Origin of the sequence: Sagittula sp. P11, assembly GCF_002814095.1 — a bacterium.
GTDB lineage: Bacteria > Pseudomonadota > Alphaproteobacteria > Rhodobacterales > Rhodobacteraceae > Sagittula.
Genome location: NZ_CP021913.1, coordinates 4,581,258 through 4,605,858, shown reverse-complemented (window position 1 = coordinate 4,605,858; position 24,601 = coordinate 4,581,258). Strand labels below are relative to the sequence as shown.

General features: G+C 65.1%; 26 protein-coding genes. 13 read left to right on the top strand and 13 right to left on the bottom strand.

Annotated elements, in window-relative coordinates; genetic code table 11:
- Positions 1-71: 71 nt before the first annotated feature.
- Complete coding sequence (locus CDO87_RS21965; RefSeq protein WP_100930761.1) at positions 72-1,157, top strand: PA0069 family radical SAM protein; 1,086 nt, start codon at positions 72-74, stop codon at positions 1,155-1,157.
- Between the two features lie 47 nt (positions 1,158-1,204).
- Here the strand turns inward: CDO87_RS21965 and bmt are convergent, their stop codons facing one another.
- The 4 genes from bmt to guaA all read right to left on the bottom strand — a co-directional run bounded on the left by bmt (position 1,205) and on the right by guaA (position 5,043).
- Complete coding sequence (gene bmt / locus CDO87_RS21960; RefSeq protein WP_100930760.1) at positions 1,205-2,221, bottom strand: betaine--homocysteine S-methyltransferase; 1,017 nt, start codon at positions 2,219-2,221, stop codon at positions 1,205-1,207.
- Positions 2,222-2,330: 109 nt separating this feature from the next.
- On the bottom strand, positions 2,331-2,789 hold the full coding sequence (locus CDO87_RS21955) for a YdcF family protein (RefSeq protein WP_254698448.1): 459 nt from the start codon (positions 2,787-2,789) through the stop codon (positions 2,331-2,333).
- A gap of 174 nt (positions 2,790-2,963) precedes the next feature.
- The gene (locus CDO87_RS21950) at positions 2,964-3,356 is read right to left on the bottom strand and encodes a hypothetical protein (RefSeq protein ID WP_100930758.1); all 393 of its coding nucleotides are present in this window, start codon (positions 3,354-3,356) and stop codon (positions 2,964-2,966) included.
- A gap of 115 nt (positions 3,357-3,471) precedes the next feature.
- The gene (gene guaA / locus CDO87_RS21945; RefSeq protein ID WP_100930757.1) at positions 3,472-5,043 is read right to left on the bottom strand and encodes a glutamine-hydrolyzing GMP synthase; all 1,572 of its coding nucleotides are present in this window, start codon (positions 5,041-5,043) and stop codon (positions 3,472-3,474) included.
- Positions 5,044-5,095: 52 nt separating this feature from the next.
- Here guaA and CDO87_RS21940 point away from each other — a divergent pair, with 52 nt between their 5' ends.
- The 3 genes from CDO87_RS21940 (at position 5,096) to CDO87_RS21930 (ending at position 7,652) form a co-directional block, all read left to right on the top strand.
- Positions 5,096-5,434, top strand: coding sequence for a Lin0512 family protein (locus CDO87_RS21940; RefSeq protein WP_198521787.1), 339 nt, complete (start codon positions 5,096-5,098; stop codon positions 5,432-5,434).
- Positions 5,431-5,727, top strand: a complete 297-nt coding sequence (locus tag CDO87_RS21935) for a hypothetical protein (protein ID WP_157815079.1) — start codon at positions 5,431-5,433, stop codon at positions 5,725-5,727. The genes CDO87_RS21940 and CDO87_RS21935 overlap by 4 nt, the downstream gene beginning before the upstream one ends.
- Positions 5,728-6,104: 377 nt before the next feature.
- Positions 6,105-7,652 (top strand): trimethylamine methyltransferase family protein, encoded by a 1,548-nt coding sequence (locus tag CDO87_RS21930; protein ID WP_100930754.1) that lies wholly within the window; start codon positions 6,105-6,107, stop codon positions 7,650-7,652.
- A 39-nt stretch (positions 7,653-7,691) separates the two neighbouring features.
- Here the strand turns inward: CDO87_RS21930 and CDO87_RS21925 are convergent, their stop codons facing one another.
- Positions 7,692-8,012, bottom strand: coding sequence for a DUF6477 family protein (locus CDO87_RS21925; protein ID WP_100930753.1), 321 nt, complete (start codon positions 8,010-8,012; stop codon positions 7,692-7,694).
- 280 nt (positions 8,013-8,292) lie between these two features.
- On the opposite strand from CDO87_RS21925, the gene CDO87_RS21920 reads away from it, so the two are divergent.
- Positions 8,293-9,372: a DUF6456 domain-containing protein gene (locus CDO87_RS21920; protein ID WP_198521786.1), complete on the top strand. Its 1,080-nt coding sequence runs from the start codon at positions 8,293-8,295 to the stop codon at positions 9,370-9,372.
- Between the two features lie 91 nt (positions 9,373-9,463).
- Here the strand turns inward: CDO87_RS21920 and CDO87_RS21915 are convergent, their stop codons facing one another.
- On the bottom strand, positions 9,464-10,954 hold the full coding sequence (locus CDO87_RS21915) for a catalase (RefSeq protein ID WP_100930751.1): 1,491 nt from the start codon (positions 10,952-10,954) through the stop codon (positions 9,464-9,466).
- Between the two features lie 209 nt (positions 10,955-11,163).
- Between CDO87_RS21915 and lipA the strand changes: the two genes are divergently transcribed.
- Entirely contained in the window at positions 11,164-12,114 is a 951-nt protein-coding gene (gene lipA, locus CDO87_RS21910; RefSeq protein WP_100930750.1) for a lipoyl synthase, read from the top strand.
- A gap of 122 nt (positions 12,115-12,236) precedes the next feature.
- On the opposite strand, the gene CDO87_RS21905 is transcribed toward lipA, so the two are convergent.
- From CDO87_RS21905 to hpt, 3 genes are all read right to left on the bottom strand, one after another.
- Entirely contained in the window at positions 12,237-13,106 is an 870-nt protein-coding gene (locus CDO87_RS21905; protein ID WP_100930749.1) for a cytochrome c, read from the bottom strand.
- The gene (locus CDO87_RS21900) at positions 13,107-13,559 is read right to left on the bottom strand and encodes a cytochrome c (RefSeq protein WP_100930748.1); all 453 of its coding nucleotides are present in this window, start codon (positions 13,557-13,559) and stop codon (positions 13,107-13,109) included.
- A gap of 144 nt (positions 13,560-13,703) precedes the next feature.
- Positions 13,704-14,261 carry a hypoxanthine phosphoribosyltransferase gene (gene hpt / locus CDO87_RS21895; RefSeq protein WP_100930747.1) on the bottom strand — a complete coding sequence of 186 codons (558 nt, stop codon included), beginning with the start codon at positions 14,259-14,261 and terminating at the stop codon, positions 13,704-13,706.
- Positions 14,262-14,342: 81 nt separating this feature from the next.
- On the opposite strand from hpt, the gene CDO87_RS21890 reads away from it, so the two are divergent.
- The 4 genes from CDO87_RS21890 to CDO87_RS21875 all read left to right on the top strand — a co-directional run bounded on the left by CDO87_RS21890 (position 14,343) and on the right by CDO87_RS21875 (position 17,288).
- Positions 14,343-14,786: a type II toxin-antitoxin system RatA family toxin gene (locus tag CDO87_RS21890; protein ID WP_100930746.1), complete on the top strand. Its 444-nt coding sequence runs from the start codon at positions 14,343-14,345 to the stop codon at positions 14,784-14,786.
- Between the two features lie 117 nt (positions 14,787-14,903).
- Positions 14,904-15,266 (top strand): hypothetical protein, encoded by a 363-nt coding sequence (locus CDO87_RS21885; RefSeq protein ID WP_100930745.1) that lies wholly within the window; start codon positions 14,904-14,906, stop codon positions 15,264-15,266.
- Positions 15,267-15,409: 143 nt separating this feature from the next.
- A complete protein-coding gene (locus tag CDO87_RS21880; protein ID WP_157815078.1) occupies positions 15,410-15,955 on the top strand; it encodes a hypothetical protein in 546 nt (181 codons plus the stop codon).
- 67 nt (positions 15,956-16,022) lie between these two features.
- Positions 16,023-17,288, top strand: coding sequence for an MmgE/PrpD family protein (locus tag CDO87_RS21875; RefSeq protein ID WP_100930743.1), 1,266 nt, complete (start codon positions 16,023-16,025; stop codon positions 17,286-17,288).
- A gap of 45 nt (positions 17,289-17,333) precedes the next feature.
- Here the strand turns inward: CDO87_RS21875 and CDO87_RS21870 are convergent, their stop codons facing one another.
- The 4 genes from CDO87_RS21870 to CDO87_RS21855 form a co-directional block, all read right to left on the bottom strand.
- Positions 17,334-18,512, bottom strand: coding sequence for an ammonium transporter (locus CDO87_RS21870; protein WP_100930742.1), 1,179 nt, complete (start codon positions 18,510-18,512; stop codon positions 17,334-17,336).
- A gap of 222 nt (positions 18,513-18,734) precedes the next feature.
- Positions 18,735-19,202, bottom strand: a complete 468-nt coding sequence (locus tag CDO87_RS21865; protein WP_404944740.1) for a CinA family protein — start codon at positions 19,200-19,202, stop codon at positions 18,735-18,737.
- On the bottom strand, positions 19,199-19,681 hold the full coding sequence (locus CDO87_RS21860; protein WP_100930740.1) for a phosphatidylglycerophosphatase A: 483 nt from the start codon (positions 19,679-19,681) through the stop codon (positions 19,199-19,201). Before CDO87_RS21860 ends, CDO87_RS21865 begins: the two co-directional genes overlap by 4 nt.
- Positions 19,678-20,808: a bifunctional 2-C-methyl-D-erythritol 4-phosphate cytidylyltransferase/2-C-methyl-D-erythritol 2,4-cyclodiphosphate synthase gene (locus CDO87_RS21855; protein WP_100930739.1), complete on the bottom strand. Its 1,131-nt coding sequence runs from the start codon at positions 20,806-20,808 to the stop codon at positions 19,678-19,680. Before CDO87_RS21855 ends, CDO87_RS21860 begins: the two co-directional genes overlap by 4 nt.
- 199 nt (positions 20,809-21,007) lie before the next feature.
- Between CDO87_RS21855 and dusB the strand changes: the two genes are divergently transcribed.
- Genes dusB through CDO87_RS21840 form a run of 3 tightly spaced genes read left to right on the top strand, consistent with a single transcriptional unit; the run spans position 21,008 to position 24,446 of the window.
- Positions 21,008-21,991: a tRNA dihydrouridine synthase DusB gene (gene dusB / locus CDO87_RS21850; protein ID WP_100930738.1), complete on the top strand. Its 984-nt coding sequence runs from the start codon at positions 21,008-21,010 to the stop codon at positions 21,989-21,991.
- Positions 21,991-23,076, top strand: coding sequence for a nitrogen regulation protein NR(II) (locus CDO87_RS21845; protein WP_100930737.1), 1,086 nt, complete (start codon positions 21,991-21,993; stop codon positions 23,074-23,076). The genes dusB and CDO87_RS21845 overlap by 1 nt, the downstream gene beginning before the upstream one ends.
- Complete coding sequence (locus CDO87_RS21840) at positions 23,076-24,446, top strand: response regulator (RefSeq protein ID WP_100930736.1); 1,371 nt, start codon at positions 23,076-23,078, stop codon at positions 24,444-24,446. The genes CDO87_RS21845 and CDO87_RS21840 overlap by 1 nt, the downstream gene beginning before the upstream one ends.
- Positions 24,447-24,601 lie beyond the last annotated feature (155 nt).

The following is a 24,601-nucleotide window of genomic DNA, read 5'->3' as shown; positions in this document are numbered from 1 at the left end:
GTTCTACCGACGCGCTGCAAGCCGAATGGCGCGACATTGCGCGTGTTCACGTTAAGTTCTAGTGTGCGTGCATGGATCATGAGCATCGCATTCTGCCGGATGACCGGCGCCGGGCGCGCGGCGCACTGAGCCGTGACACCGGCCGGTTCGAGCGTTTCGACCGGGTCGAAACGGATGACGGATGGGACATTCCCGAGGATCGTCCGGCGTTTGTGACAGAGGTGCGCGAGGAACGCGCGCGCTCTGTGGTGAACTACGTGCGCTCGCCCGATCTGCCGTTCGACCGGTCGCTGAACCCCTACCGCGGGTGCGAACACGGGTGCATCTACTGTTTCGCGCGTCCGACGCATGCCTACCTCGGCCTGTCGCCTGGGCTGGATTTCGAGACACGGCTGGTGGCCCGTCCGAACGCGCCGGAGGTGCTGGCCCGCGAATTGTCCGCCCGCCGCTACAGCGTCGCGCCGCTGGCCATCGGAACGAACACCGATCCCTACCAGCCGGTTGAACGGGATCGCGGGATCATGCGCGCCTGCCTCGAGGTGCTGCGCGACTTCCGGCACCCGGTGGCCATCGTGACGAAGGGCACGCTGATCGAACGCGATCTCGACATCCTGTCTGACATGGCCGCCCAGGGGTTGGCGCGCGTGGGAATCTCCGTCACGACGCTCGACGACACGCTGTCCCGCCGGATGGAGCCGCGCTGCCCGCGTCCCGTGCGCAGGCTGGCCGTCATCCGCGCGCTGGTGGACGCCGGTGTGCCGGTGCGGGTCATGGCCTCGCCCATGGTGCCGGCGCTGACCGATCCGGAGCTTGAGGCGATCCTCGCCGCGGGTGCTGAAGCAGGCGCCAGTGCGGCAAGTTATATCATGCTGCGCCTCCCGCGGGAGGTCGCCGGACTCTGGCAGGAGTGGCTGGAGGCGCACTACCCGGACCGCGCGGCGCGGATCATGGGCCACCTGCGCGACATGCACGGCGGAGAGGTCTATTCCTCGAAGTGGTTCCATCGGATGAAGGGGGAGGGCGTTTATGCCGACCTCCTGGCCCAGCGGTTCCGGCGTGCTGTCCGGCGCCTGAACCTCGACCAGCCGCAACCCGACCTGCGGTGCGACCTCTTCCGCGTGCCTCCGAAAGCCGGTGACCAGATGAGCCTGTTCTGACCGGCAGGCACGACGGCGCGTCTGCGCTGCATGCGGGGCCGGGCCGGTCATCCCCTGCGGCGGCGCCCGCGGCGTTCGCGGCCTGCGCCCTCGTCGTCGCCGGTCCCGTCAGAGGCGGAGGAGAAGCCGCCAAGTTTCTCGGCGATGACGTCGAGCGTCGGTCGCGGTCCCGGTGCGCGGGTTTCCAGCGCTTCGCGCATCGCCTTCAGGTGCACGGGCATGGTGCCGCAGCAGCCGCCGATGATGCGCGCGCCTGCGTCACGCGCCAGGCAAGCATAATCCGCCATCAGTTCCGGCGTGCCGTTGTAGTGGATATGGCCGTCGCTGTATTTCGGGATGCCGGCGTTGCCCTTTGCGATGATCGGACGATCGGTCCCCGTCGCGGCAAAACCCAGCACGGTGCGCATCAGGTCCGACGCGCCGACGCCGCAGTTCGCGCCGAAGGCGATGGGCGGGTTGGGCAGGCTGTCGACCAGCGCCACCATGTCCTGCGAGGTGACGCCCATCATCGTGCGCCCGGCGGTGTCGAAGCTCATGGTGCCGCACCACGGGGCGCCGACGTTGCCGAAAGCCTCGGCCGCGGCGCGGAATTCCTCGGGGGCCGAGATCGTCTCGACCCACAGCACATCGGCGCCGCCGTCCATCAGGCCGCGCGCGGTTTCCTCGAACATCTCCACCGCGCTTTCGTGGGACAGGCTGCCTGCGGCGCCCATGATTTCGCCGGTGGGGCCCACGGAGCCCGCGACGATGATCGGACGACCGGCGGCATCGGCCACCTCGCGGCCCAGCTCGGCGGCCAGTTTCGACAGCTCGTAGGCGCGGTGCCCGGCGTCGTGCAGTTTCAGGCGCGACGCGTTGGCACCGAAGGAGTTCGTCAGGAAGAGATCCGACCCGGCATCCACCGAGCCCTTGTAGAGCGCGCGGATCTTGTCCTGCTCCGTCTCGTTCCAGAACTCCGGCGCATCGCCCGACATCAGCCCCATGTTGAACAGATTCGTTCCGGTGGCGCCGTCGGCCAGCAGCCAGTCGCGCTCTGCCAGGGCCTTGGTCAATGCGTCGCTCATGCTGTGGTCTCCTTCGCTGATGGCATCGCGTGTTTCACAGTTGTTGGCATGACGCAAACTCATAATCTGCATCATCTTGATGAGGGTTGTACCAAAAGGGCATGGCGGTTCAGGCCAGCAGGATATCCGGGAAAACCGCGCCGAGCCCCAAAGCGGAGGCGAGAGAGTAGGCAAGCGCGCGCGGGAGGTTGACCGCCCATGCAGCCACCTCGCGCAGCAGGACTTTTGTCATGCGGGGTGCCTTGCCACTGGTTTCGGGCGTCGTGCAGGCCGCTGCGGGACGTCCGGCCCAGGCAAGACTGGCGGCGCCGCGCAGGGCATGGAAGGGCTCGGTCACGACGATGCGGGTCTCTCCTTCGGGCAGATCGGGACGGGAAAACAGCGCATTCTGCAATGTCGACAGGGACTGACCTTCCCACGACACGGCGGAAGGCGGCACACCGGCGCGGATCGCCGCCTCGGCCATGACTTGCCCGGGGCGGGTGCCGGGCAAGGTGTTTCCGCAGGTCATGTGCAACTTCTTTACCATCCCTTCGCGATACAAGTGGACGCCGGTGGCGACCCTCATGGCCGTGTCGGGTGTCAGCCTGTCCGGCGCGCTGCCTCCGCCAAGCACGATGGCGACATCGCGCGGTTTGGACACCGATGTGCAGGCTGGGATTGCGAATTGCGAGATCATCGTGAGAAGGACGCATAACGCCAAATAGCTGACGACAAGGCGCAGAACCGTGCGCATTTGGAGCTACCTGTCCTGTTGCAGCGTCAGCACCTGGAGGCGGCCACTTTCACTGTCGTACCAGAGGTGGGCGCGCTCCGGCGTCTGGATCACGCGCCACCATGCGGTTTGCCGACCAATCGCCTGCTTCCAGCGCAACTGTTCCTCCAGGTCGATGCAAGCGGACAGCTTGGCGTCGAACAGCCGCCCAAGGCGCGTCCAGTCTTCGGTGGCGCCCGCCGGTGCGCTGGCGATGAAGGTCGCGCGCTGGCAGTTGAAGCGCTTGGCCTCGGATGTCAGCGTCTCGGTCACCGTGAAGTCTGCCGGGATCAGGGATTGCAGGTGCTCCACGTCGGCACGGCATGCCGCCAGAGCAAGCGGAAGAAGCAGCGCAGACAGCCTGAAAGCAGAACACGTCATCGAAAGATCTTTGGCAAAGGCCGCCGGGGCGGCGTTTGCTGCAAGAGTGTCGGCGTTTCGGGTCACATACAAGGGTGACTTGGGCGTTTGCGGCACTATGGCGTGCCGCATAGGTTCATTCCAGCTCGATCGTGCCCGGCGGCTTCGAGGTGGTGTCGTAGAACACGCGGTTGATGCCCTTCACCTCGTTGATGATCCGGGTCGAGGTCTCGCCCAGGAACTCGTGGCTGAACGGGTAGTAATCCGCGGTCATGCCGTCGACGGAAGTGACGGCCCGCAGCGCCAGCGCATAGTCGTAGGTCCGGCCATCGCCCATGACACCCACGGTGCGCATCGGCAGGATTGCCGCGAAGGCCTGCCAGATCTCGTCGTAGAGACCGTGCTTGCGGATCTGGTCGATATAGACCGCATCCGCCTTGCGCAGGATGTCCAGCTTGTCGCGGGTGATCTCGCCCGGGCAGCGGATCGCAAGGCCTGGTCCGGGGAAGGGGTGGCGGCCGATGAAGGAGGCGGGCAGGCCCAGTTCGTGACCCAGCGCGCGCACCTCGTCCTTGAACAGTTCGCGCAGCGGTTCGACCAGTTTCAGGCCCATCTTTTCCGGCAGGCCACCGACATTGTGGTGCGACTTGATCGTGACCGACGGGCCGCCGGAAAAGGAAACGGATTCAATCACGTCGGGATAAAGCGTGCCCTGCGCGAGGAATTCAGCACCCTCGATCTGGTCGGCGTATTTCTGGAACACGTCGATGAAGAGCTTGCCGATGGTCTTGCGCTTGATCTCGGGGTCCGAGACGCCTTCGAGCGCGCCGAGGAACAGGTCGCTCTCGTCGGCATGGATCAGGTTCAGATTGTAGTTGTCGCGGAACATCTGCACGACCTGTTCCGCTTCGTTCAGGCGCAGCAGACCGTGATCCACGAACACGCAGGTCAACTGATCGCCGATCGCCTCATGCAGCAGGATGCCGGTAACGGAGCTGTCGACGCCGCCGGAGAGGGCGCAGATCACCTGCTTGTCGCCGACCTGTTCGCGGATCTTGGCGATCATCTCCTCGCGGTAGGCGGACATGGTCCAGTCGCCGGTGAAGCCCGCAAGCTTCACGAAGTTCTCGTAGAGCGTCTTGCCGTTCGGTGTGTGGTGCACCTCGGGGTGGAACTGCACGGCGTAGAACCGGCGGTCGAGGTCGGCGGTCATGGCGAAGGGTGCGCCGGTCGAGGTGCCGTAGACCTCGAACCCCGGGGCAAGCTCTGCCACGTGGTCGCCGTGCGACATCCAAACCTGCTCGCGGCCCGAACCGTCGAGGAACCAGCCGTTGAAGAAATCGGTGGTCCGCTCCGTCGGCATGACGTAGGCGCGCCCGAATTCCGCGGTGTGGCTTTGCCCGGCTTCGACGCGACCGCCGAGGTCCTGCATCATCACCTGCTGCCCGTAACAGATGCCGAGGATCGGCACGCCCAGGTCGTAGACGGTCTTCGGCGGACGCGGCGAACCCTCACGGGTCACCGAATCGGGGCCGCCGGAGAAGATGACGGCTTTGGGGGCGAAATCGGCCAGGAACGCGTCGTTCACGTTCTGATAGGGGTGGATTTCGCAATAGACGTTCAGCTCCCGCAGGCGGCGCGCGATGAGCTGCGTCACCTGGGACCCGAAGTCGATGATGAGGAGGCGGTCATGCTGGGCTTGGGTCATGCGCTCCTGTACGCAGGGGCCGGGAAAGTTTCAATATCGCTCGGGAGGCGTGATGCGGGTTTTGACGGAATACGGGATGGGGTCCTCGCTCAGACGCGGCGATCAGACGGAAGCGGCGGCGCGCGGGCTGCGCGATGCGCTGTGGCGCAACTCCATCCGTGCGGCAGAGGTCTTTGGCCGCGACAAGTCCGAGATGCGGCTGGCGGTGAAGGTCGGAGTGCCTGTGCCGGAAGACGTCGACGTGGCGGCCCTGCGGGAGGTCTTTCCTTACGGCACACCGGACATCGAGGTGGTCGAGGGTGGCCTTTCGGTGCCGCATCCGTCCGGCGAAGGTGAGGCTCTGGTCATGGCGGCGGTGTCAATCACCGTCTCTTTCGGGGAGGACGCATGATGGAGCGGCTGATCATTCGCATGGGGCTGGGCACGGGCGAGACGGCGCAGGAGGCTGCGGAGGCAGGTCTGCGCGACGCGATGGGCCGGGCGGTTGTCCATGCTTCGCACGAAGGCGGTGTGTTGCGCGTCACGGTCGGCGTTCCGGAGGCCGAAGGGGTTTCGGAACCCGCGCTGGTCGCGGTCCTGGGCCAATCCGCGGAGGTGACCTGCCGGACAGGCGGATTGTCGGTGGGCGGGCGTTTCGTGGCGACCGTGGCGCTGGAGCTTTTTGTTCCAACCAACGCCGCATGATGTGTGCCTGGCAGCGCGGTCAGTGTCGCGGCAAGGCGGACCAGCGCGCGCCACGATCCGTGGGGCAGGGATGTGCCTATCTCTCTTAGGCCGACAGGCATTCCGGTAAATGCGATGGATATTGCCAGCGCACTGTTGCTGCCGTGGGACTGGCAGGGCTGAACGCCTTAATCCCCTGCTAAAGCCTGTGGGATAAGACAGGACGCATTCGAACGATCCGCCTCTGAGGCGGCGGCAGGTCGCCTGCATGGCCTGGTATGTCGTATTTTCGCGCCAAGCGCCGCTAACGCGCCAATCCCCGCGGGCTTGAGCGGCTATTCAGGCGGAAATCGGTCCGGGCGCGACAGGCGTGCCCCGAGAAATGCGAGGATGGATCCATGGCAGAAGCGACGGCACGCAGACGTGCGCGCGGTACGGGCGGCGGGGCCGCACGGCGGGCGGAGCGGACCTCCACCGCGGTGGAGACGGCGAGGTTCATCGAACGCAACATTCCGAACTTCGAGGTCCTCACCCAGGAGGCCCTGGAAATCATCGAGCATAACGCCGAGACCGTGCTGGAAGAGATCGGCGTCAACTTCGTGAACAACCCCGGCGCTCTGGCGCGCTGGAAAGAGGCGGGCGCCGACGTGCAGGGCGAACGGGTCCGCATCCCGCGTGGCCTGGCCCGCACGCTCTGCGCCACCGCGCCGTCGCAGTTCACCCAGCACGCGCGCAATCCCGACCGCAACGTGGAGATCGGCGGACGCAACCTCGTGCTGGCCCCGGTCTACGGCCCGCCCTTCGTGCGCGACCTCGACGGCGGCCGCCGCTATGCCACGATCGAGGACTTCCGTACCTTCGTGAAGTTGGGTCAGATGTCGAAATGGCTGCACCATTCCGGCGGCACGGTGTGCGAACCGACCGACATCGCGGTGAACAAGCGCCACCTCGACATGCTGCTGGCGCATATGACCCTGTCCGACAAACCCTTCATGGGGTCGGTGACGGAGCCGTCGCGCGCCGCCGATTCCGTCGAGATGTGCGAGATTTTGTTCGGGAAACAGTTTGTTTCCGAGAACACGGTGATGACCTCCCTGGTCAACATCAACTCGCCTCTGACCTTCGATGACGTCATGATGGGTGCGCTGGAGACCTATGCCGCGGCCGGGCAGGCCTGCATCGTTTCGCCCTTCATCGTGGGCGGTGCCATGGCGCCGGTTTCCGTGGCCGGCACCCTGACGCAGGTGCTGGCAGAGGTGCTGGCTGGGGTGGCCTACAGCCAGTTGATCCGTCCCGGCGCGCCGGTGATCTTCGGGGCCTTCGTGACCTCCATCGACATGAACTCCGGCGCGCCCACCTTCGGCACGCCGGAGGCCGCGCACATCACCTACGGCGCAGGCCAGTTGGCGCGTCGCCTGGGCCTTCCGTACCGATCTTCGGGATCGTTCTGCGGATCGAAACTGCCCGATGCGCAGGCAGCTTACGAGACCGCGAACTCGCTCAACATGGGGCTGTTGTCCGGCGTCAACTTCATGCTCCACGCCTGCGGCTGGCTGGAGGGCGGACTGGTGTCGTCGTTCGAGAAGTTCGTGATGGACGCCGACCAGCTCGGCACGCTGCACCACCTGGCCAAGGGCGTCTCAATCGACGAGAACGCGCAGGCGATGGATGCCATCCGCGAGGTCGGTCCGGGCGGTCACTACCTTGGCTGCGCGCATACGCAGGCGAACTTCAAGTCTGCCTTCTGGCGCTCGGAAGTGCTTGATTACAAACCATATGAGACCTGGTCGGAGGATGGTGCGCGGGACACCGTGGCGCTGGCGCAGGTCCGGATGGCGAAACTGCTGGACGCCTACCAGAAACCCGCGATGGACCCCGCCATCGAGGAGCAGCTGAACGATTATGTCGCCCGCAAGAAGGCGTCGATGACCGACAGCTTCACCTGAGGCAGAGCGGCCCCGGAACCTGTGTTCCGCGGGCCGCTTTCAGCTTGCCGCGGCCGGTCCGTCGGGCGCCACCAGTTCGGCGGCGCTCCGCAGAAGACGGGCCTCTCCCATCATGGCGGTCAGCACCTCGACATGGCGGCTGACGCTGTAGGCGGCATCGCCACCCCTGCGCCGTTCGTCCAGCTCGGCCTCGATCTCCATCAGGCGCATCAGCGCCACGCCCGAGCGGGGCAGGGCGGCAAATCCCAGAACCCGACGCAGGTGGGGCACCCTGCGGTATTCCTGCGCGCCGATGCGGGCGGCGCGGATCAACAGGCGCGGGCGGCGCAGATCGCTCAGCATTCCCAACACGTCCTTCATCTGTCCAACCTCCTGTGCAAGACCGAAACGGTTCGGCCGACGGCGGAACAGAAGCACACTCATGAAGGGTGTTGCGCGGCACCGTACGGTCGCGAACGAGCGATTTACCCATGATTATCTATTGTTAGGAAGGATCGTCCCGAAGCGTGTGTGTTAACCAAAGAGTAACCGGCACACGCGAAGGTTGCGATCGATCAAATGGGGATAAACCTGTGAACAACTCGTTCCGACGCAAAGGTCACGCATGATCGACGCGCCACCCTGCAACGCCGCGGGCCCGATGCCCGCATGGATGCCCGAGCGAGTGCTCATGTACCTGGCGCATGTTGAGGGTGGACAGTCGATCCGTGAACTTGCGCGCCAGGCGGGATGCCACGCTTCGACCGTCCTGCGTCAGATCCGGAAGATCGAAACGCTGCGGGACGACCCTTTGATCGACGCAGCCTTATGCACCATGGGGGCAGCCGGCACGGGGGCGCCGGCTACATTGACCAGAAAGGACGATGAACCGATGACTGCTGCCATCAACACTCCGGTCCCACCGGACGAGACGACGCTTGCGCGTGAGGCGCGGCGGGTGCTGCGCCGCCTGTGCGAGCCGGGTGCCGTGCTGGCCGTTGCGGCCGAGATGGAAAAGGCCGTGGTGGTGCGCGACACCGGCGACGGAGGCAGTGCGCGCACAGCCGTCGTCGAGGTCGGCATTGCCCAGGCGATGGCCCTGAAGGAATGGATCACATGCGACGCCCCCGCGCGCATCTCCAAATACCGGATCACCTCGGTGGGGCGGGTGGCGCTGAACCGCATGGTTGCGGCACAGGAGAACCGGGTGCGCGGCTTTGCCGAGGCTCAGGCCGGGTTCGAGACGGGGCGCGCCGCCGATGCCGCCTTGGAAGAAGTCGAGCGCGACCCGAGGCTGCGCAAGGGACACTTCTCCCTGGCCGAAAGCCCGCTGACCACCCTCGGGCGGCGGCGGGACAAGGACGGGACGCCCTTCCTGACCGATGTGCTCATCGCGGCGGGGGAACGTCTGCGCGAAGACTTCGAACTGGCTCAGATGGGGCAGCGCACGACGCAGAACTGGGATCATTTCCTGACCCCCGGCGTCTCGACCCGCGCCGGGAACGCGGGCGGGAGTGCCTCGGCTGCGCAAGAGCGGCTTCAGGCGGCGCTGCGCGACCTCGGCCCCGGCTTGGGTGATGTCGCGCTTCGGTGCTGCTGTTACCTTGAAGGGCTTGAAAAAGCAGAGAAGCAACTGGGCTGGTCGGCACGCTCGGGGAAGATCGTCCTGCGCATCGCCCTGCAACGTCTGCGCCGACATTACGAAGAGCGTGGCAAGGGAGGTGGCGACTTGATCTCCTGACCCGTCCTGCACGAAAATCGGCAATACATGCATGAAACGGCCCCCGCGAAGGAACGCGGGGGCCGAATTTCGTTCACCAAAAGGCGCTGGATTATTCCGCAGCCTTGATCGGCGTGTCAGGGGTGACGGGCAGCGCCGGTGCGCTTTCCGCGGCCTCGCGGACGCCCTTGGCATAGTCCGGATGCACACGTTCGAGCACAGCGTACCAGCGTTCCTTCACACTGTCGGAACAGGGCGCCATGGCGCCTGCCATGTTCTGATGCAGGCGCTTGCGCTCGTCGTCCGAAAGGACATCCTTATAAAGCGCGCGCGGCTGGACAAAGTCGTCGTCGGTGACCTCCTGCGGATGGCGGTAGGCCTCGGCGTCGATGCGCATCGGCGGCTCCGTGACCGACGGATCTGGGCGCGGCGCGTCCTCGTACTGGTTCGGCTCGTAATAGGCGTTGGGATTGCCCGTGTCGTTCTGGAAGAACCGCATCGCGCCGTCCTTGTGGTAGTGCGCCACGGGGGCCTTGGGCGCGTTGGCGGGCAGGGCCTCGTAATGTGTGCCAAGCCGGTAACGGTGCGCGTCGGCGTAAGAGAAGATCCGCGCCTGCAGCATCTTGTCCGGCGAGAAACCGATGCCCGGCACCACGTTCGAGGGCGAATAGGCGGCGTTCTCCACCATCTGGAAGTAGTTCTCGGGGATGGTGTGCATCTCCAGTTCGCCCACTTCGATCAGCGGGTAGTCGGCGTGCGGCCAGACTTTTGTCAGATCGAAGGGATTGAAGGGGAACTTGTCCTCCTCGCCTTCCTTCATGATCTGAATGAAGAGCTTCCACTTCGGGAACTTGCCCTCGGAGACCATGTTGAAGAGGTCTTCCTGGAAGCTCTCGCGCGTCTCGCCGATGATCTTCTTGGCTTCCTCGTTGGTGTAGTTCTCGATCGGCTGCTGGCAGCGGAAATGGAACTTCACCCAGTGCCGCTCACCTGCGTCGTTCCACATGGAGAAGGTGTGCGAACCGTAGCCGTGCATATGCGCGGGGTTTTTCGGGATGCCGCGGTCGGACATCAGGATCGTGACCTGGTGCACCGATTCCGGCTGCCCGGCCCAGAAGTCGAACATCGCCTCGGGCGAACGCATGTTGGTCTTCGGGTGGCGCTTTTGCGTGCGGATGAAATCGGGGAACTTGTAGGCGTCGCGGACGAAGAAGATGGGGGTGTTGTTGCCCACCATGTCCCAGTTGCCTTCCTCGGTGTAGAACTTCAGGGAGAAGCCGCGCACGTCGCGTTCAGCATCCGCCGCGCCCAGCTCGCCAGCAACCGTGGACCAGCGGGAAAGGACGTCGCAGGTGTTGCCGACCTTGGAGAACAGCGCCGCGCGGGTGTATTTCGTGATGTCATGCGTCACGGTGAAGGTGCCCTGCAGACCCCAGCCCTTGGCGTGGACAGCGCGTTCGGGGATGCGCTCGCGGTTCTGGTGGGCCAGCTTCTCGATCAGCTGGTAGTCCTCGAGCAGCAGCGGGCCGCGCGGTCCGGCGGTCCGCGATGTTTCGTTCGTCGGGACTGGTGCACCTGCGGTTGTGGTCTGACGTTTGGACATGTAGCCTCTCCTTGCTGTTCCTGCCGACCAATGCGCCGCACCATCTTAAAGTTTCATTGTATGATATTCTGGCCGCGATAGCCTGCGGTTATCGCCAGCCTTTGCGATGACGCCCACGCGGCTTGCCCGGTACGCATGGCAGCGGGGTGGATTCGCGGACCGATCAGGCGTAGGAGAGGTGAAAGCCGTTGTTGCGAAAGGTCAGTGACATGCGCGATCTGAAGATCCCCGGGGAGCGCCACCCCGAAAAGGCCCATCGGGCCGACAATGCCCAGCCGAAGAAACCCTCCTGGATTCGCGTCAAGGCGCCCGGCGGGCAGGGATACAACGAGACCAAGCGGATCATGCGCGAACACAAGCTGGTGACCGTCTGCGAGGAGGCCGGGTGCCCCAACGCGGGCGAGTGCTGGAACCTCGGGCATGCGACGATGATGATCATGGGCGAGATCTGTACCCGCGGCTGCACCTTCTGCAACGTGGCGACCGGCCGGCCCGACGCGCTCGACGTGTTCGAGCCGGGGCGCGTTGCGGATGCGGTACAGAAGCTGGGGCTAAACCACGTGGTCATCACCTCCGTCGACCGGGACGACCTGGACGACGGCGGGGCAGAGCACTTCGCCCAGACGATCCGCGCCGTGCGGCACCGTTCGCCCGATACCACCATCGAGATCCTGACCCCCGATTTCCTGAAGTGCGGGCCGGACGCGCTCGAAACCGTGGTCGCGGCAAAGCCGGACGTGTTCAACCACAACCTCGAAACCGTGCCGGGTCTCTACCCGGAGGTCCGTCCGGGCGCGCGCTACTTCCACTCCCTGCGGCTTTTGCAGCGTGTGAAGGAGCTGGATCCCGGCATATTCACCAAGTCGGGCATCATGGTCGGCCTCGGTGAAGAGGCACAGGCGGTGCGACAGGTCATGGACGACATGCGCGCGGCCGACGTGGATTTCCTGACCATCGGCCAGTATCTGCAGCCGACGCCAAAGCACCACCGCGTGGCCCGGTTCGTCGAACCTTCAGAGTTCGCGGCCTACGAGAAGGCGGCCTTCGGCAAGGGGTTCCTGATGGTCTCGGCCACGCCGCTCACGCGGTCGTCGTACCATGCGGGCGACGACTTTGCTCGGCTGCGCGATGCTCGGCAGGCGAAACTCGGTCGGGCCTGAGGGCGCGCGGATAGCCGTCCGAAATCGGCGGTTTGTCCGGAAACGCAAACGCTCCTGAAATAAATGCGCCGGCGTCGGATTGGATCCGCGCCGGCGCATGCGTTCAACCACCAGGCTCGGCCTCAGGGCGCGGGCAGCGCCTTGATGTAGTTGGCAACGGCGGTCCGGTCCTCTGCCGACAGCTTGGAGAAGTTGTCCACCACCTCGGCCATGTGCCCGCCCACGCTGTCGAAGTCCGGTGTGAACCCGGTTTCGAGGTAGTAGGCCACGTCGGTCGCCGACCAGGTCAGCTTGTCCGGCGTCAACGCCGGTATCGTGCCCTGTCCGGACGGGTTGGGCGCGCCAGCCAGCCAGCGTCCCTTGTCCAGCCCGCCAAGCGCATTGCGCGGGGTATGGCATTCGCCGCAATGGGCCAAGGTCTCGGCCAGGTAGCGGCCTCGCTCGTTGTCGCCCGCGGGCATCACGTAGTCGTCCGAGAAGAACAGGAGCTTCCAGCCCCCCAGCGACCGCCGGATGTTGAACGGAAAGCCGACATCGTGCGGTTTGGACGCGGTGTCGGACGGTTCCAGCGACATGATGTAGGCGTGCAGGTCCGCGACATCCTGATCCTCCATCTTGGTGTAGGAGGTGTAGGGGAAGGCCGGGTACAGGTGCTCGCCCTCCGGCGACACGCCCCGGGTCACGGCATTGGCGAGATCGACGATGGACCAGCCGCCGATTCCCGACTCTGACGGCGAGATGTTGGGCGCGTAGAAGGTGCCGAAATCGGACGGGAAGGCCTGACCGCCGGCCAGAACCAGCTTATCCTCGCTCTCGGGCGCATGGTGACAGGATGCGCAACCGGCGGCGGTGAACACCGTCTCGCCACGCGCCGGATCACCGGTCAACGCCTCGAACCGGGCGGCATCGACGCGCGACGGCGCGGTCAGCCACAAACCGATCCCGACCGCGATGATCGCGATCGGGACCAGGACTTTCAGAAAGCTGCGCATTTATTCCGGCGCGCGGTACGTGTCGTGGCACGCCTTGCAGGCGCCGCCGACCTTGCCCAGCATCGGTCCGAGCGCTTCCTGCCCGGTTCCAGCGGCAGAGGCCATCTCGGTCGCCGCGGTGCCGAGGTCTTCCCACTTCGAATTGAAGTCGTCCATCTGTTCCCAGATCACCGGCTGCGCGCGGGTGCCGTCGATGGACATGGTATCGGTGCCCTCGGCCCACATCGCGGCCTGGTGCAGGCTGGCGACGGCGGCGATGTTGTCGGCGGCCGCCTGTGCAGCCTCCGCATCGTATTCGACCGCGCCCTTTGCCATTCCGCCCAGCACGCCGAGGTTCAATGCGAGGATGTTGAACTGACCCTGCCGTGCCTTGACCGGCTGCGGCAGATCCTGCGCGGTTGCGGCTGTGGCGCAAACGGCCAGCGCTGCGAGAACGGTAATGGTTTTCTTCATTGGGTGTCTCCCTGTTTTCAATGTGGCCAGCTTAATGTCGCTGAGAATTGTGACAAACAAATTCTGCGTGTGCAGAGATCGTGGGACGCGCTGCCCGAACAGGCATCGCATCCCGGGCGATTTTTTCACAGCCGGACGGCGGGATCACGCGCTTTTCGACATGTCCTCGGTAAACCGGACCTTGCCGATGTAAGGAAGGTTACGGTTGCGTTGCGCATAGTCGATTCCGTAGCCCACCACGAATTCGTCCGGGATCTCGAAGCCGATCCAGTCGGCCTTGAAATCGACCTCGCGCCGCGCAGGCTTGTCCAGCAGGGCGATGGTTTTCAGCCGCGCCGGTTTGCGTCCGCGCAGAAGGTGCATGACGTGGTTCAGCGTGTGGCCGGTGTCGACGATGTCCTCCACCACCAGCACGTCGCGCCCTTCGATACCGGAACGCAGGTCCTTCAGGATACGCACCTCGCGGCTCGATTCCATCGTGTTTCCGTATGAGGACGCCTCGAGAAAATCGACCTCGACGGGCAGGCGCAGCTCGCGCACCAGGTCGGCGATGAAGACGAAACTGCCACGCAACAGCCCGACGACGACCAGTTTTTCAGTTCCGGCGAAAGCCCGCGTGATTTCCTGTGCGAGCGCCTCGATCCGTGCGGCAATGGCCTTGGCCGAGATCATCTCGTCTACGACATAAGGACGGTCTGACATCACAACCCCTTGATTTCCTGCGCGCAGCATACGACATCCAGCGACAGTGTCACCCGCTACGAGCGACCCAGACGGAGACTCATGCCTACCCATTCCGAGACCCGCAAACTCCCGTACACCGCCCAGCAGATGTACGATCTGGTCGCCGACGTGGCCAACTACCCGAAGTTCCTGCCGTGGACGGCGGCCGCCCGGATTCGGTCTCACCAGACGGAGGGCGACCACGAGGTGATGCTTGCGGACCTCGTGATCTCTTTCAAGGTGTTCCGCGAACGCTTCGGATCGCGCGTGACGCTGTGGCCGGACGACATGCGGATCCACACCGAATACCTCGACGGCCCGTTCCACCACATGGAATCGAAGTGGGGCTTCACCGATGTCGACGGCGGCTGCGAGGTCTCCTTCTTCGTGGATTTCGAGTTCCGGAACCGCATCCTCCAGGGCGCGGCCGGCATGTTCTTCTACGAAGCGATGCAGCGTATCGTGCGCGCCTTCGAACGCCGCGCCGCCGAGCTTTACGGCTGATCTTTAAACGGCATTCGCCTGCGTTAACCACGTAGTCCCTAAGGCCCGGACGTGCCCGATTTGTGTCAAATTTGAGCGTCATCACGTGACTTCCTGTTGCATCAAAGGGAGACCGTGATGATCAATCCAAGCTCCAGCGTGGTTCAGTCGTCGCTTTATGCCGCGCGCCTGACCCCGGCGGACCCGAAACCGGGCCTGCAGAAACCGGAACCCGAGGCCGCCGCCTATATCCCGGCCACCTCTCAGGGAACCGGCGTCCCGAACCTGATGGCGATGGGGATATATTCGCCCCCGACCGCCACCTCGGGCGCCCCCGGACAGCCCGGCGAAGCGCCCACCGGCAGCACGGGCGATCCCGCCTACAACGATGCCGTGGTGACGGTCAGGAACCAGGCCATGCTCATGGCCGCGACGCAGTATGGCCAAGCCACCGCGTTCACGGGGACGCCGGTGTCACCTGCGGTGAACGCCACGGTGTGATGCGCCGCGTCGGGATGGCCTGAACCAAGCATTAACCATTGAGCGCGAATCCGGGCCGGTGCGGGCGACAGTGCCGCCTTTTGGCCCGATTTTTCGGGCATTTCTTCGGACCAGTTCATAGAGACTAAGAAGGGACGAACGAAATGCCCTCACTGTTTTCCATATCGGCCCATACACCGGGGGCGAGTGTGCCGCCGCGCCCGGTGCAGGAGGTCGAGCGCACCCCGGCCTCGCAAAGCCGGACCGCGCCGGGCGGCGCCGCCTTTGGCGACGCGCCGCAAGGGGCGGGCGCACCCGCTGCGACCGGCGCCACCGTCCGGCCCTCTGCCATCCAGCCCGCGCCCGCCGCGCCGCCGCCTGTATCGACATCGCAGGCGGGACGTCTGGCGGCGGTCACCATCGAACTTCAGGCCGAGCGGAAGGCTGAGGATGCAGCAGGCAAGGCCGCAGAGAGCGAAGCCGCCGAAGCCGAGGACATCCGCGAAAGCGCGACGCCGCGCGGCACGGATCAGGCCACCCTCGCTCGCCTTGACGAGCGCAAGGACCTCCGCGGCGAAGACGACCTGGCCCGCAGCATCGCCGGAACCTCGGAAGACACCGATCCGGCCCGCGAGGCGGCGGAGAAATACCGAGATGCGAATGAGACCACTTCCGCCGCAGAACCGGCGCGGCTGCTGATGGACGCCTGACCGGAGGCTCTTGGCTTCCGGCGCAGAGGGTGGTTCCTTGCACGGCATCGAAGTGCCGGGAGGAACCATGTCCGCAACCGATCAGATTCTGACTGCCGCGGCTGCTGCCTTGGACCATCCCGACGCGCGCGAGGTCATGCGCCTGTCGACAGCGGACTGGCTCGCCTGCGGCGTCGCCGGGCGCCACGAACCCGTCGCGCAGAGCGTGCGCGCGCTGGTCGAAAGCGAAGGTGGGCAGGGCCAGGCAACCTTGTTCGGATCGGGCAGGGGACCCGCGCGCGCTGTGGCCCTGCTGAATGGCGCGGCCTCTCACGCGCTCGACTATGACGACACCCATTTTGCTCACATCGGCCATCCATCGGTGGCCGTACTGCCCGCCGCGCTCGCCGTCGGCGAGATGCAGGGTACACGCCTGTCCGGGGTCATCGACGCGGCGCTTGTCGGTTGCGAAGCGTCGATCCGGTTTGGCGTGCTCTTCGGTCGTGCGCATTACCAGGCGGGGTTCCACCAGACCGCGACCGCCGGCGCATTCGGCGCAACCGTGGCCGCCGCCCGCCTGCTCGACCTCTCGCCCGACGCCACCAGGCATGCGCTGTCGTTGGTCTCGACCCGAGCTTCTGGGCTGAAGTCGCAGTTCGGCACGATGGGAAAGCCCTTCAATGCCGGTATTGCCGCCTCAAATGGGGTGGAGGCCGCACTTCTGGCGCAGGCGGGTTTCACCTCTGCGTCGCAGGCTCTGGGCGGTGAAAACGGTTTCTTGGCTACGCATCACTGCGACGGCACCGCGGAGCAACAGGCCGATCCGTGGATGCTCTCGATCAGCCACAAGTTCCACGCCTGTTGCCACGGTCTGCACGCCACGCTGGAGGCCCTGGCCACTCTGCCGGGCACGGATCCGGCATCCATCAGCGCAATCGAGGTCATCACACATCCGCGCTGGCTGACCGTCTGTCACATCCCGGAACCGCAGACCGGCCTGCAACTGAAGTTCTCTTACCGGGCCATCGTCGCCGCCGCGTTGCTGGGACACGACACCGCCCGGCTGGACACCTACACGGACGCGCTTTGCCACGATGCCGGTCTCGTCGCGTTGCGCGACAAGGTCGAGGTCCGCGCCGATGAGACCCTCGCAGAGACGGAAGCCGTGGTCCGCATCGAAACACCCGGTGGCATCACCGAAGCGCACCACGATCTGGATGCGCCCATGTCTGTCGACAGTCGCAAGGCACGGCTTGCCGGGAAGGTGGCCGCATTGGTCGGCGAGGATGTGGCAGATGCGATCTGGCAGGCCATCGAAGCCGACGATCTGTCTTCGATCTCCGCCCTGATGTAGGAACGGGCCCCGTAGGGCCCGTTTTCGTGCATCAAATGCCGTGCCTCAGCTGACGTGATCGTAGGCGCGTTCGCCGTGTACTGACAGGTCGAGCCCGTTGACCTCCGTCTCAACGTCGACGCGCAGCGGGGTGATCGCCCGGACAACCACGATCAGAAGCACCGTCACGACAACGGTGAAGACACCGACGATGAGCAGCGACCCAAGCTGGGCAACCCAAGACCCCGCACCGAAAGTCGCGATCATGATCGTGCCGAAGATGCCGCCGACACCGTGCACCGCAAAGACATCGAGCGTGTCGTCGATCTTCAGCCTATTGCGCACGAAGTTCACCGCCTCCTGGCAGAGCACACCTGCAACGAGACCGATTATCAGAGCCTCGACGGGGCCGACGAAACCCGATGCAGGCGTGATGGAGGCCAGCCCCGCGATGGTGCCGGTGACCATGCCCACAAGGCTCGCCTTGCCAAACTTGATCTTTTCCCAGAGCGCCCAACTGAGCGAGGCCGCGGCCGCCGAGATATGCGTCACGGTCATTGCCATCGCCGCGCCGCCGTCGGCTGCGAGTTGGGATCCGCCGTTGAAGCCGAACCAGCCGACCCACAGCATGGACGCACCGATCATGACGAATCCCGGGTTATGCGGCGGCTTCGAGTGGTCCTTGCGCGGGCCGAGGAAGACGGCGATCAGAATGGCCGCAAGGCCCGCCGTTTCGTGCACCACGATCCCACCGGCAAAGTCCTTTACGCCGGTCTCACCGAAGATGCCACCGTCGGCCAGCATGCCGCCGCCCCAGATCCAGTGCGCCACCGGGGCGTAGCACAGCAGCATCCAGAGGAGCGAGAACAGCAGCACGAAGCCGAAGCCGATCCGCTCCACATAGGCGCCGACGATAAGCGCGGGCGTGATGATGGCAAAGGTCATCTGGAAGGCGAAGAACAGCACTTCAGGGATCGTGCCGGACAGCGTGTCGGCGGTCACGCCGTTCAGGAACGCCCGGTCGAGCCCGCCCCAGATCATGCCGTCGCCGCCAAAAGCGATAGAATAGCCAAGCGCGAACCAGGCCACGCTCATCAGGCAGGCGATGGCGTAGCAATGCATGAAGACGCTGAGCACGTTGCGGGCGCGTACCAGCCCGCCGTAGAACAGGGCGAGCCCCGGCAATGTCATGAACAGCACAAGTGCCGTGGCGACGATGATCCAGGCGGTATCCGCTCCGACCATGAGTTTTCCTCCCTCGGTATTTCAACGCCTGCGATGGCGGCGTTTCGCGATGAGGGCGGTCTCTGGCGTAAAATCTCTGCGGAAAAAACGGTCAATTAATGCGAAAGGCGGGCAATTCGTGTGCGGTTTTCATATCGGCGCCGAAATGGTCCATATTTTTGACCATCGCACAATAATTGGTCGAAAAGTGAATTGAATGACCGGGTTTGCGGTTTGGAGCGGTCAGGACAGCGCCGCCAGCAGCATCGCCAGTGCGTGTTCCGTCGCCGCGTTCCGCACCTTGTCGCGTCCGAGCGCACCGTGTTCGATCGTCTCTGACCTCGTGCCCGAGGCGTCGGCGAGGGCGTAACAGACCCGGCCTTCCGGCTTGAACTCCGATCCGCCCGGACCTGCGATGCCGCTAATGGCCACGGCGACGTCCGCGCGGGCAGCCCGGCGCGCCCCCTCGGCCATTTCGCGCGCGACCTCTTCCGACACTGCGCCATGCGCCTCCAAGGTTGCGGCGCGGACACCGAGCATCTCCTGCTTGGCGAGGTTGGAGTATGTGACGAATCCGCGCTCGAAGATCGCCGAGGATCCCGGCACATCGGTGAGGGCCGCCGCCACCTTGCCGCCCGTACAGCTTTCAGCTGCAGTCACGGTCCTCGAGGTTTCCTTCGCCTTTTCAAGGATGTGCTCTGCGATCTTCACATCAATGTCCCATGGTAGAGGGCGGCCAGAACGATGGAGACGAGTGCCGCGAAGACGCCTGCGATCACGTCATCAAGCATCACGCCAAGCGCATCGCCGCGCCGGTCGGCACGGCCCACCAGCCACGGTTTCCAGATGTCGAACAGCCGGAACAGCACGAAGCCGGAGACCCAGCCGGGCCACAGTCTCCAGACCTCGATCCCCATCATGCCCGCGCCGAAGCTGACCGGCATGATTGCGATCCACTGGCCCACAACCTCGTCGATGACGATCCACGACGGATCGTGGTCGCCCGTGCGGGTCAGCGCCTCTGTCGCCTTGAGGCCCGCAAAGAACACGACCACGCTGAGCGCCAGCAGCAGCCAGAAGCCGCCGATCAGGTGGATGACGTAGGCCATGGGCAGCGCCGCGAGCGAGCCCCAGGTGCCGGAGGCGGGGCGCAGGAAGCCGATGCCGCCGACGGATGCGATCCACTTCATATCGACACCAGCGTCGCGGTGGCGATGGCAGCGATTCCCTCTTCGCGACCGGTGAACCCCAGCCGTTCGGAGGTGGTCGCCTTGATCGAGATGCGGTCAGGTTCGAGGTTCATGATCCGGGACATTTCTTTTGTCATTTCAGCGGCATGCGGGCCGATCTTCGGGCGTTCGCAGATCAGCGTCAGATCGACGTTGCCGATCCGGAAGCCGCGCGTCCGTGCAAGGTCGACGGCATGTTTCAAGAATATCTCGGATGCGGCGCCTTTCCACTGCGGATCGCTGGGCGGGAAATGGCGCCCGATGTCGCCTTCGGCCAGCGCACCGTATAGTGCGTCCGTCACGGCGTGCATGCCCACGTCGGCGTCCGAATGGCCTTTCAACTTTCGGTTGTGCGGAATACGTACGCCGCAGAGGATGACGTGGTCGCCCTCCTCGAAAGCGTGCACATCGTATCCGTTGCCGGTCCTTACATCCATGGTTCCTCGTAACACCTTGCTTGCGCGAGAGAAATCCTCTGGCGTCGTGATCTTGATATTGCGTTCTGAGCCGGGGGTGACCCGAACCTCGATACCGGCGGCCCGGGCGACCTCCACATCGTCGGCGGCCACGCCCGCGAACGCGCGATGCGCGGCAAGAATGCCGTCGAAGTGGAACCCCTGAGGCGTCTGTGCGCGGAAAAGCCCGCTGCGGTCACGGGTGCCGCTGACATGGCCGTCCTCGGCCGTCCAGAGCGCATCGGTGACGGCAAGAGAGGGTGCCGCCGCCGGTGCCGTCTGAAGCGCGTCCAGCACGGCTTGCACGGTCTCCGCGGGCACACAGGGGCGGGCCACATCGTGGATCAGAACGGCGTCGAACCCTTCGCCGCTCAGCGCCTCCAGGCCATTGCGGACAGAGGTCGACCGTTCCGCGCCGCCCTGGACCAGCCGGACGTTCAGCCCGGCGCAGACCGCTTCGGCGCGGGCCTGATCTTCGGGATGGATGACCATCGCCAAAGAACCGAATCCCGACATCGCCTCAAGTGTCCAGCGCGCCACCGGACGGCCCGCAACGTCCTGCCATTGCTTCGGCAGTGCGCCCCTGGCACGGGTTCCGCGACCGGCCGCAACGATGAGGATTGCTGTGCGCATACGTCTGAAATCCTTTGGCTTCCTTCTCATAAGGGGGGTGTGGTGCGGTTGCAATCTCTCGGACGGTATGCCTTTTTTTTAGGCAATTTTCAGTGGGTGCGGTGCAAAGGGCGTCGGAAACATTGAAGGAATACAATACAGAGGCTAACTCCGACCGGAGATGTGCTTTACTCCCGTACGTCGCACAAGGACTAGGCATTTGGTGCTTTCCATCGGAAAACGACAAATTGAACCGCCGGTGCTGCTCGCACCGCTGGCGGGAATCACGGATCTCCCGTTCCGGACTTTGGTGTCCCGGTTCGGGTCCGGACTCGTGGTTTCAGAGATGATCGCATCGGGTGAATTCCTGACGGCGAGACCCGGAACGCGGGAAAAGGCGGAGCTGGGCGCGCAGGTGGAAAACACCTCCGTGCAGATCGCCGGACGTGAGCCGGAGCCGATGGCCGAAGCCGCCCGGATGGTCGCGGACATGGGCGCCCGGGTGATCGACATCAACATGGGTTGCCCGGCCAAGAAGGTGACGGGCGGATGGTCTGGCTCGGCGCTGATGCGGGTGCCCGACCACGCCCTGCGGCTGATCGAGGCGGTAGTGGCCGCGGTCGATCTGCCGGTGACGCTGAAGACTCGGCTGGGCTGGGACGACGCCGACCTGAACGCGCCCGACCTCGCACGGCGGGCCGAGGGCGCGGGCATCCGGATGATCGTGATCCACGGCCGGACCCGTTGCCAGTTCTACAAGGGCCGCGCCGACTGGGCGGCGATCCGCGCTGTGAAGGAGTCGGTGTCGATCCCTGTCGTCGCCAACGGAGACATCACCGATGCGGACACGGCGCAGCAAGCGCTCGACCTTTCCGGCGCGGACGGCGTGATGGTCGGTCGCGGCGCGCAGGGCGCACCGTGGGTTCTGGCCGAGATCGCCTCAAAGTTGCATGGCGCACCGGCGCCGCGGATCCCCGAAGGCGAGGACCTGGCCGATCTGGTCGCCGAACACTACGAGGCGATGCTCGACTTCTATGGGCCCACGCTGGGCAACCGCGTCGCACGCAAGCACCTCGGCTGGTACATGGATCGCGCGGGCACGCCGGCGGCGCTGCGCAAGACGGTCCTGACAGAACGTGACCCGGCGCGGGTCCTATCGCATCTGCGCGAGGCGGTACTGACGCAAGACAAGGACGCGGCGTGATGATGGATGACCGCGACATGATGATCTGGTCCTCGCTGCCGGTCCCGGCGGTGCTGATCGATCCGGACGAGAAGATCGGCGACCTGAACCCGGCGGCCGAGGGGTTCCTGAACAACTCCGCCAAATGGCTGCAGGGCCAGCCGATCTGGGACCGGCTCGCCATCGACGCGCCGCTGGAGGAGAGCCTGAGCCGCGCGCGGGAGAACGGCACGCCGCTCTTCGTCAACGACGTGGACGTGGGCACGGGCAGCCGGCCGCCGCTGGTGTGCAACCTGCAGATCGCGCCGCTTCAGGGGCGGGAGGGCTGGATGGTCATGCTGATCTCACCGCGCGAGCTGGCCGGGCGGATGACGCAGAGCCATTCGGTGAAATCCGCCGCGAAGTCCGCCATCGGCATGGCAGAGATGCTGGCCCACGAGATCAAGAACCCGCTGGCGGGGATCACCGGCGCGGCCCAGCTTCTCAGCATGAACTTGCCCAAGGAAGACCTTGAATTCACGGACCTTATCGTCGCCGAGACGCGGCGGATCGTGAAACTGCTGGAGCAGGTCGAACAGTTCGGCAACCTCTCGGCGCCCGACCGGCGCGAGGTGAACATCCACGATGTTCTGGACCGCGCTCGCAGATCGGCGCTGCTGGGGTTCGGTGCGCACATGCGCATCCACGAGGAATACGACCCCTCGCTTCCGATGGCCTGGGGCGATCCGGACCAACTGCTGCAGGTGGTGCTGAATCTCGTGAAGAACGCCTCCGAGGCGGCCGATCCGATCAACGGCGGCCACATCACGCTGCACACCTATTACGAACACAGCTTCCGCCTGCGGCGCGCCGACGGCTCCGGCCAGACGCTGCCCCTGCAGATCGAGATCATCGACGATGGTCCCGGCCTGCCTGAGGCGATCAAGGGCGACATCTTCGATCCCTTCGTTTCGGGCAAGGAGAACGGCACGGGGCTTGGCCTCGCGCTGGTGTCGAAGATCATTTCGGACCACGACGGCTGGATCTCGGTGGACTCCGTCCCCGGCCGCACGGTCTTTCGCATTTCGCTGCCCCGGGCCCCCCGGGCGAAGAAGGAGACCAAGTGATGGACGGCACCGTTCTTGTCGCTGACGACGACCGCACGATCCGCACCGTGCTGACCCAGGCGCTGACGCGCGCGGGCTGCAAGGTGCACGCAACCTCTTCGCTGACCACGCTCATGCGGTGGGTCGGCGAGGGCAAGGGGGATGTGGTGATCTCCGACGTCATGATGCCCGACGGAAACGGGCTCGAGATGCTGCCGAAGATTTCCGAGGATCGGCCTGGCCTGCCGGTGATCGTGATCTCGGCGCAGAACACCATCATGACGGCGATCCAGGCGGCGGAGGCGGAAGCCTACGACTACCTGCCCAAACCCTTCGACCTGCCGGACCTGATGAAGCGCACGGCCAAGGCGCTGGAGAACCGCAACCGCGCGCCCCGGCGAGAAGAGACGGTGGTCGGCGCCGACGAGCCGGACGAGCTGCCGCTGGTGGGCAAGACCCCGGCGATGCAGGCGCTCTACCGGCTTGTCGCCAAGGTGATGAACACCGACCTCCCGGTGTTGATCACCGGCGAAAGCGGCACGGGAAAGTCGCTGATCGCGAAGGCGCTGCACGATTTTTCCGACCGGCGGACGCTGCCCTTCGTCACCGTGACGGCGGGCGACCTGCAGGACCTCGACGGTCCGGCGCGGGTGCTGGCGCGGGTGAAGGGCGGGACGCTGCTGATCGACGAGATCGCCGATGTCCCGGACGAGATCCAGGCCCGGATCGTGCGCATGATGGATGTGCCTGGCGATCACGTGCCGCGCTTCCTCGCCTCCAGCCAGATGGACCCGCAGTCGCTGATCGAGGGCGGCAAGGTGCGGCAGGACCTGTTCTACCGCCTCGACGGCGCGGCCATCGCTGTGCCTTCGCTGCGGGAGCGGGTTGAGGACATCTCGCTCCTGACCGACCACTTCCTTGCGCGGGCGGAGCGTGAAGGCGCGTCGAAGCGCTGGCTGTCCGAAGGCGCGGCGGACCTGTTCCGGGTGTATTCCTGGCCGGGCAACGTGCGCCAGCTCGAGAACGCTGTGCGGCGGCTGTCGCTGACCTCGCGGTCCGAAGAGATCACAAGGGCAGAGGTCGAGGCGGTTCTGGGCAACCAGCCGGAAACCGGACCTGTGCTGCGCGGGGGCGACAGCGACAAGCTGGGCGAATCCGTCGCACGCCACCTGCGCCGGTATTTCGACCTGCATGGCGCGATGCTGCCGCCGCCGGGTCTGCACGGGCGTATCATCCGCGAGGTCGAGGCCCCGCTGATCGAGATTGCCCTTGAGGCAACCGGGGGGAATCAGGCGAAATGCGCCGACCTTCTGGGAATAAACCGCAATACTTTGCGCAAGAAGATCACGGATCTGGATATTCGCGTGACACGCCGCCGAAAGTTGATGTAAAAAGACCACATAGGTGTGACCCCGTCGCCATGATCCGCGTTAACGCTGCGTCATGGGGTGAGAAGGTCACCAGATATGGCGGTTTGCGTTGTGATGACCTCTAGAAAGAGGCGGGCTGCGCTACATTGACGAGGGTTGGCTGTGGCCACGCGGGC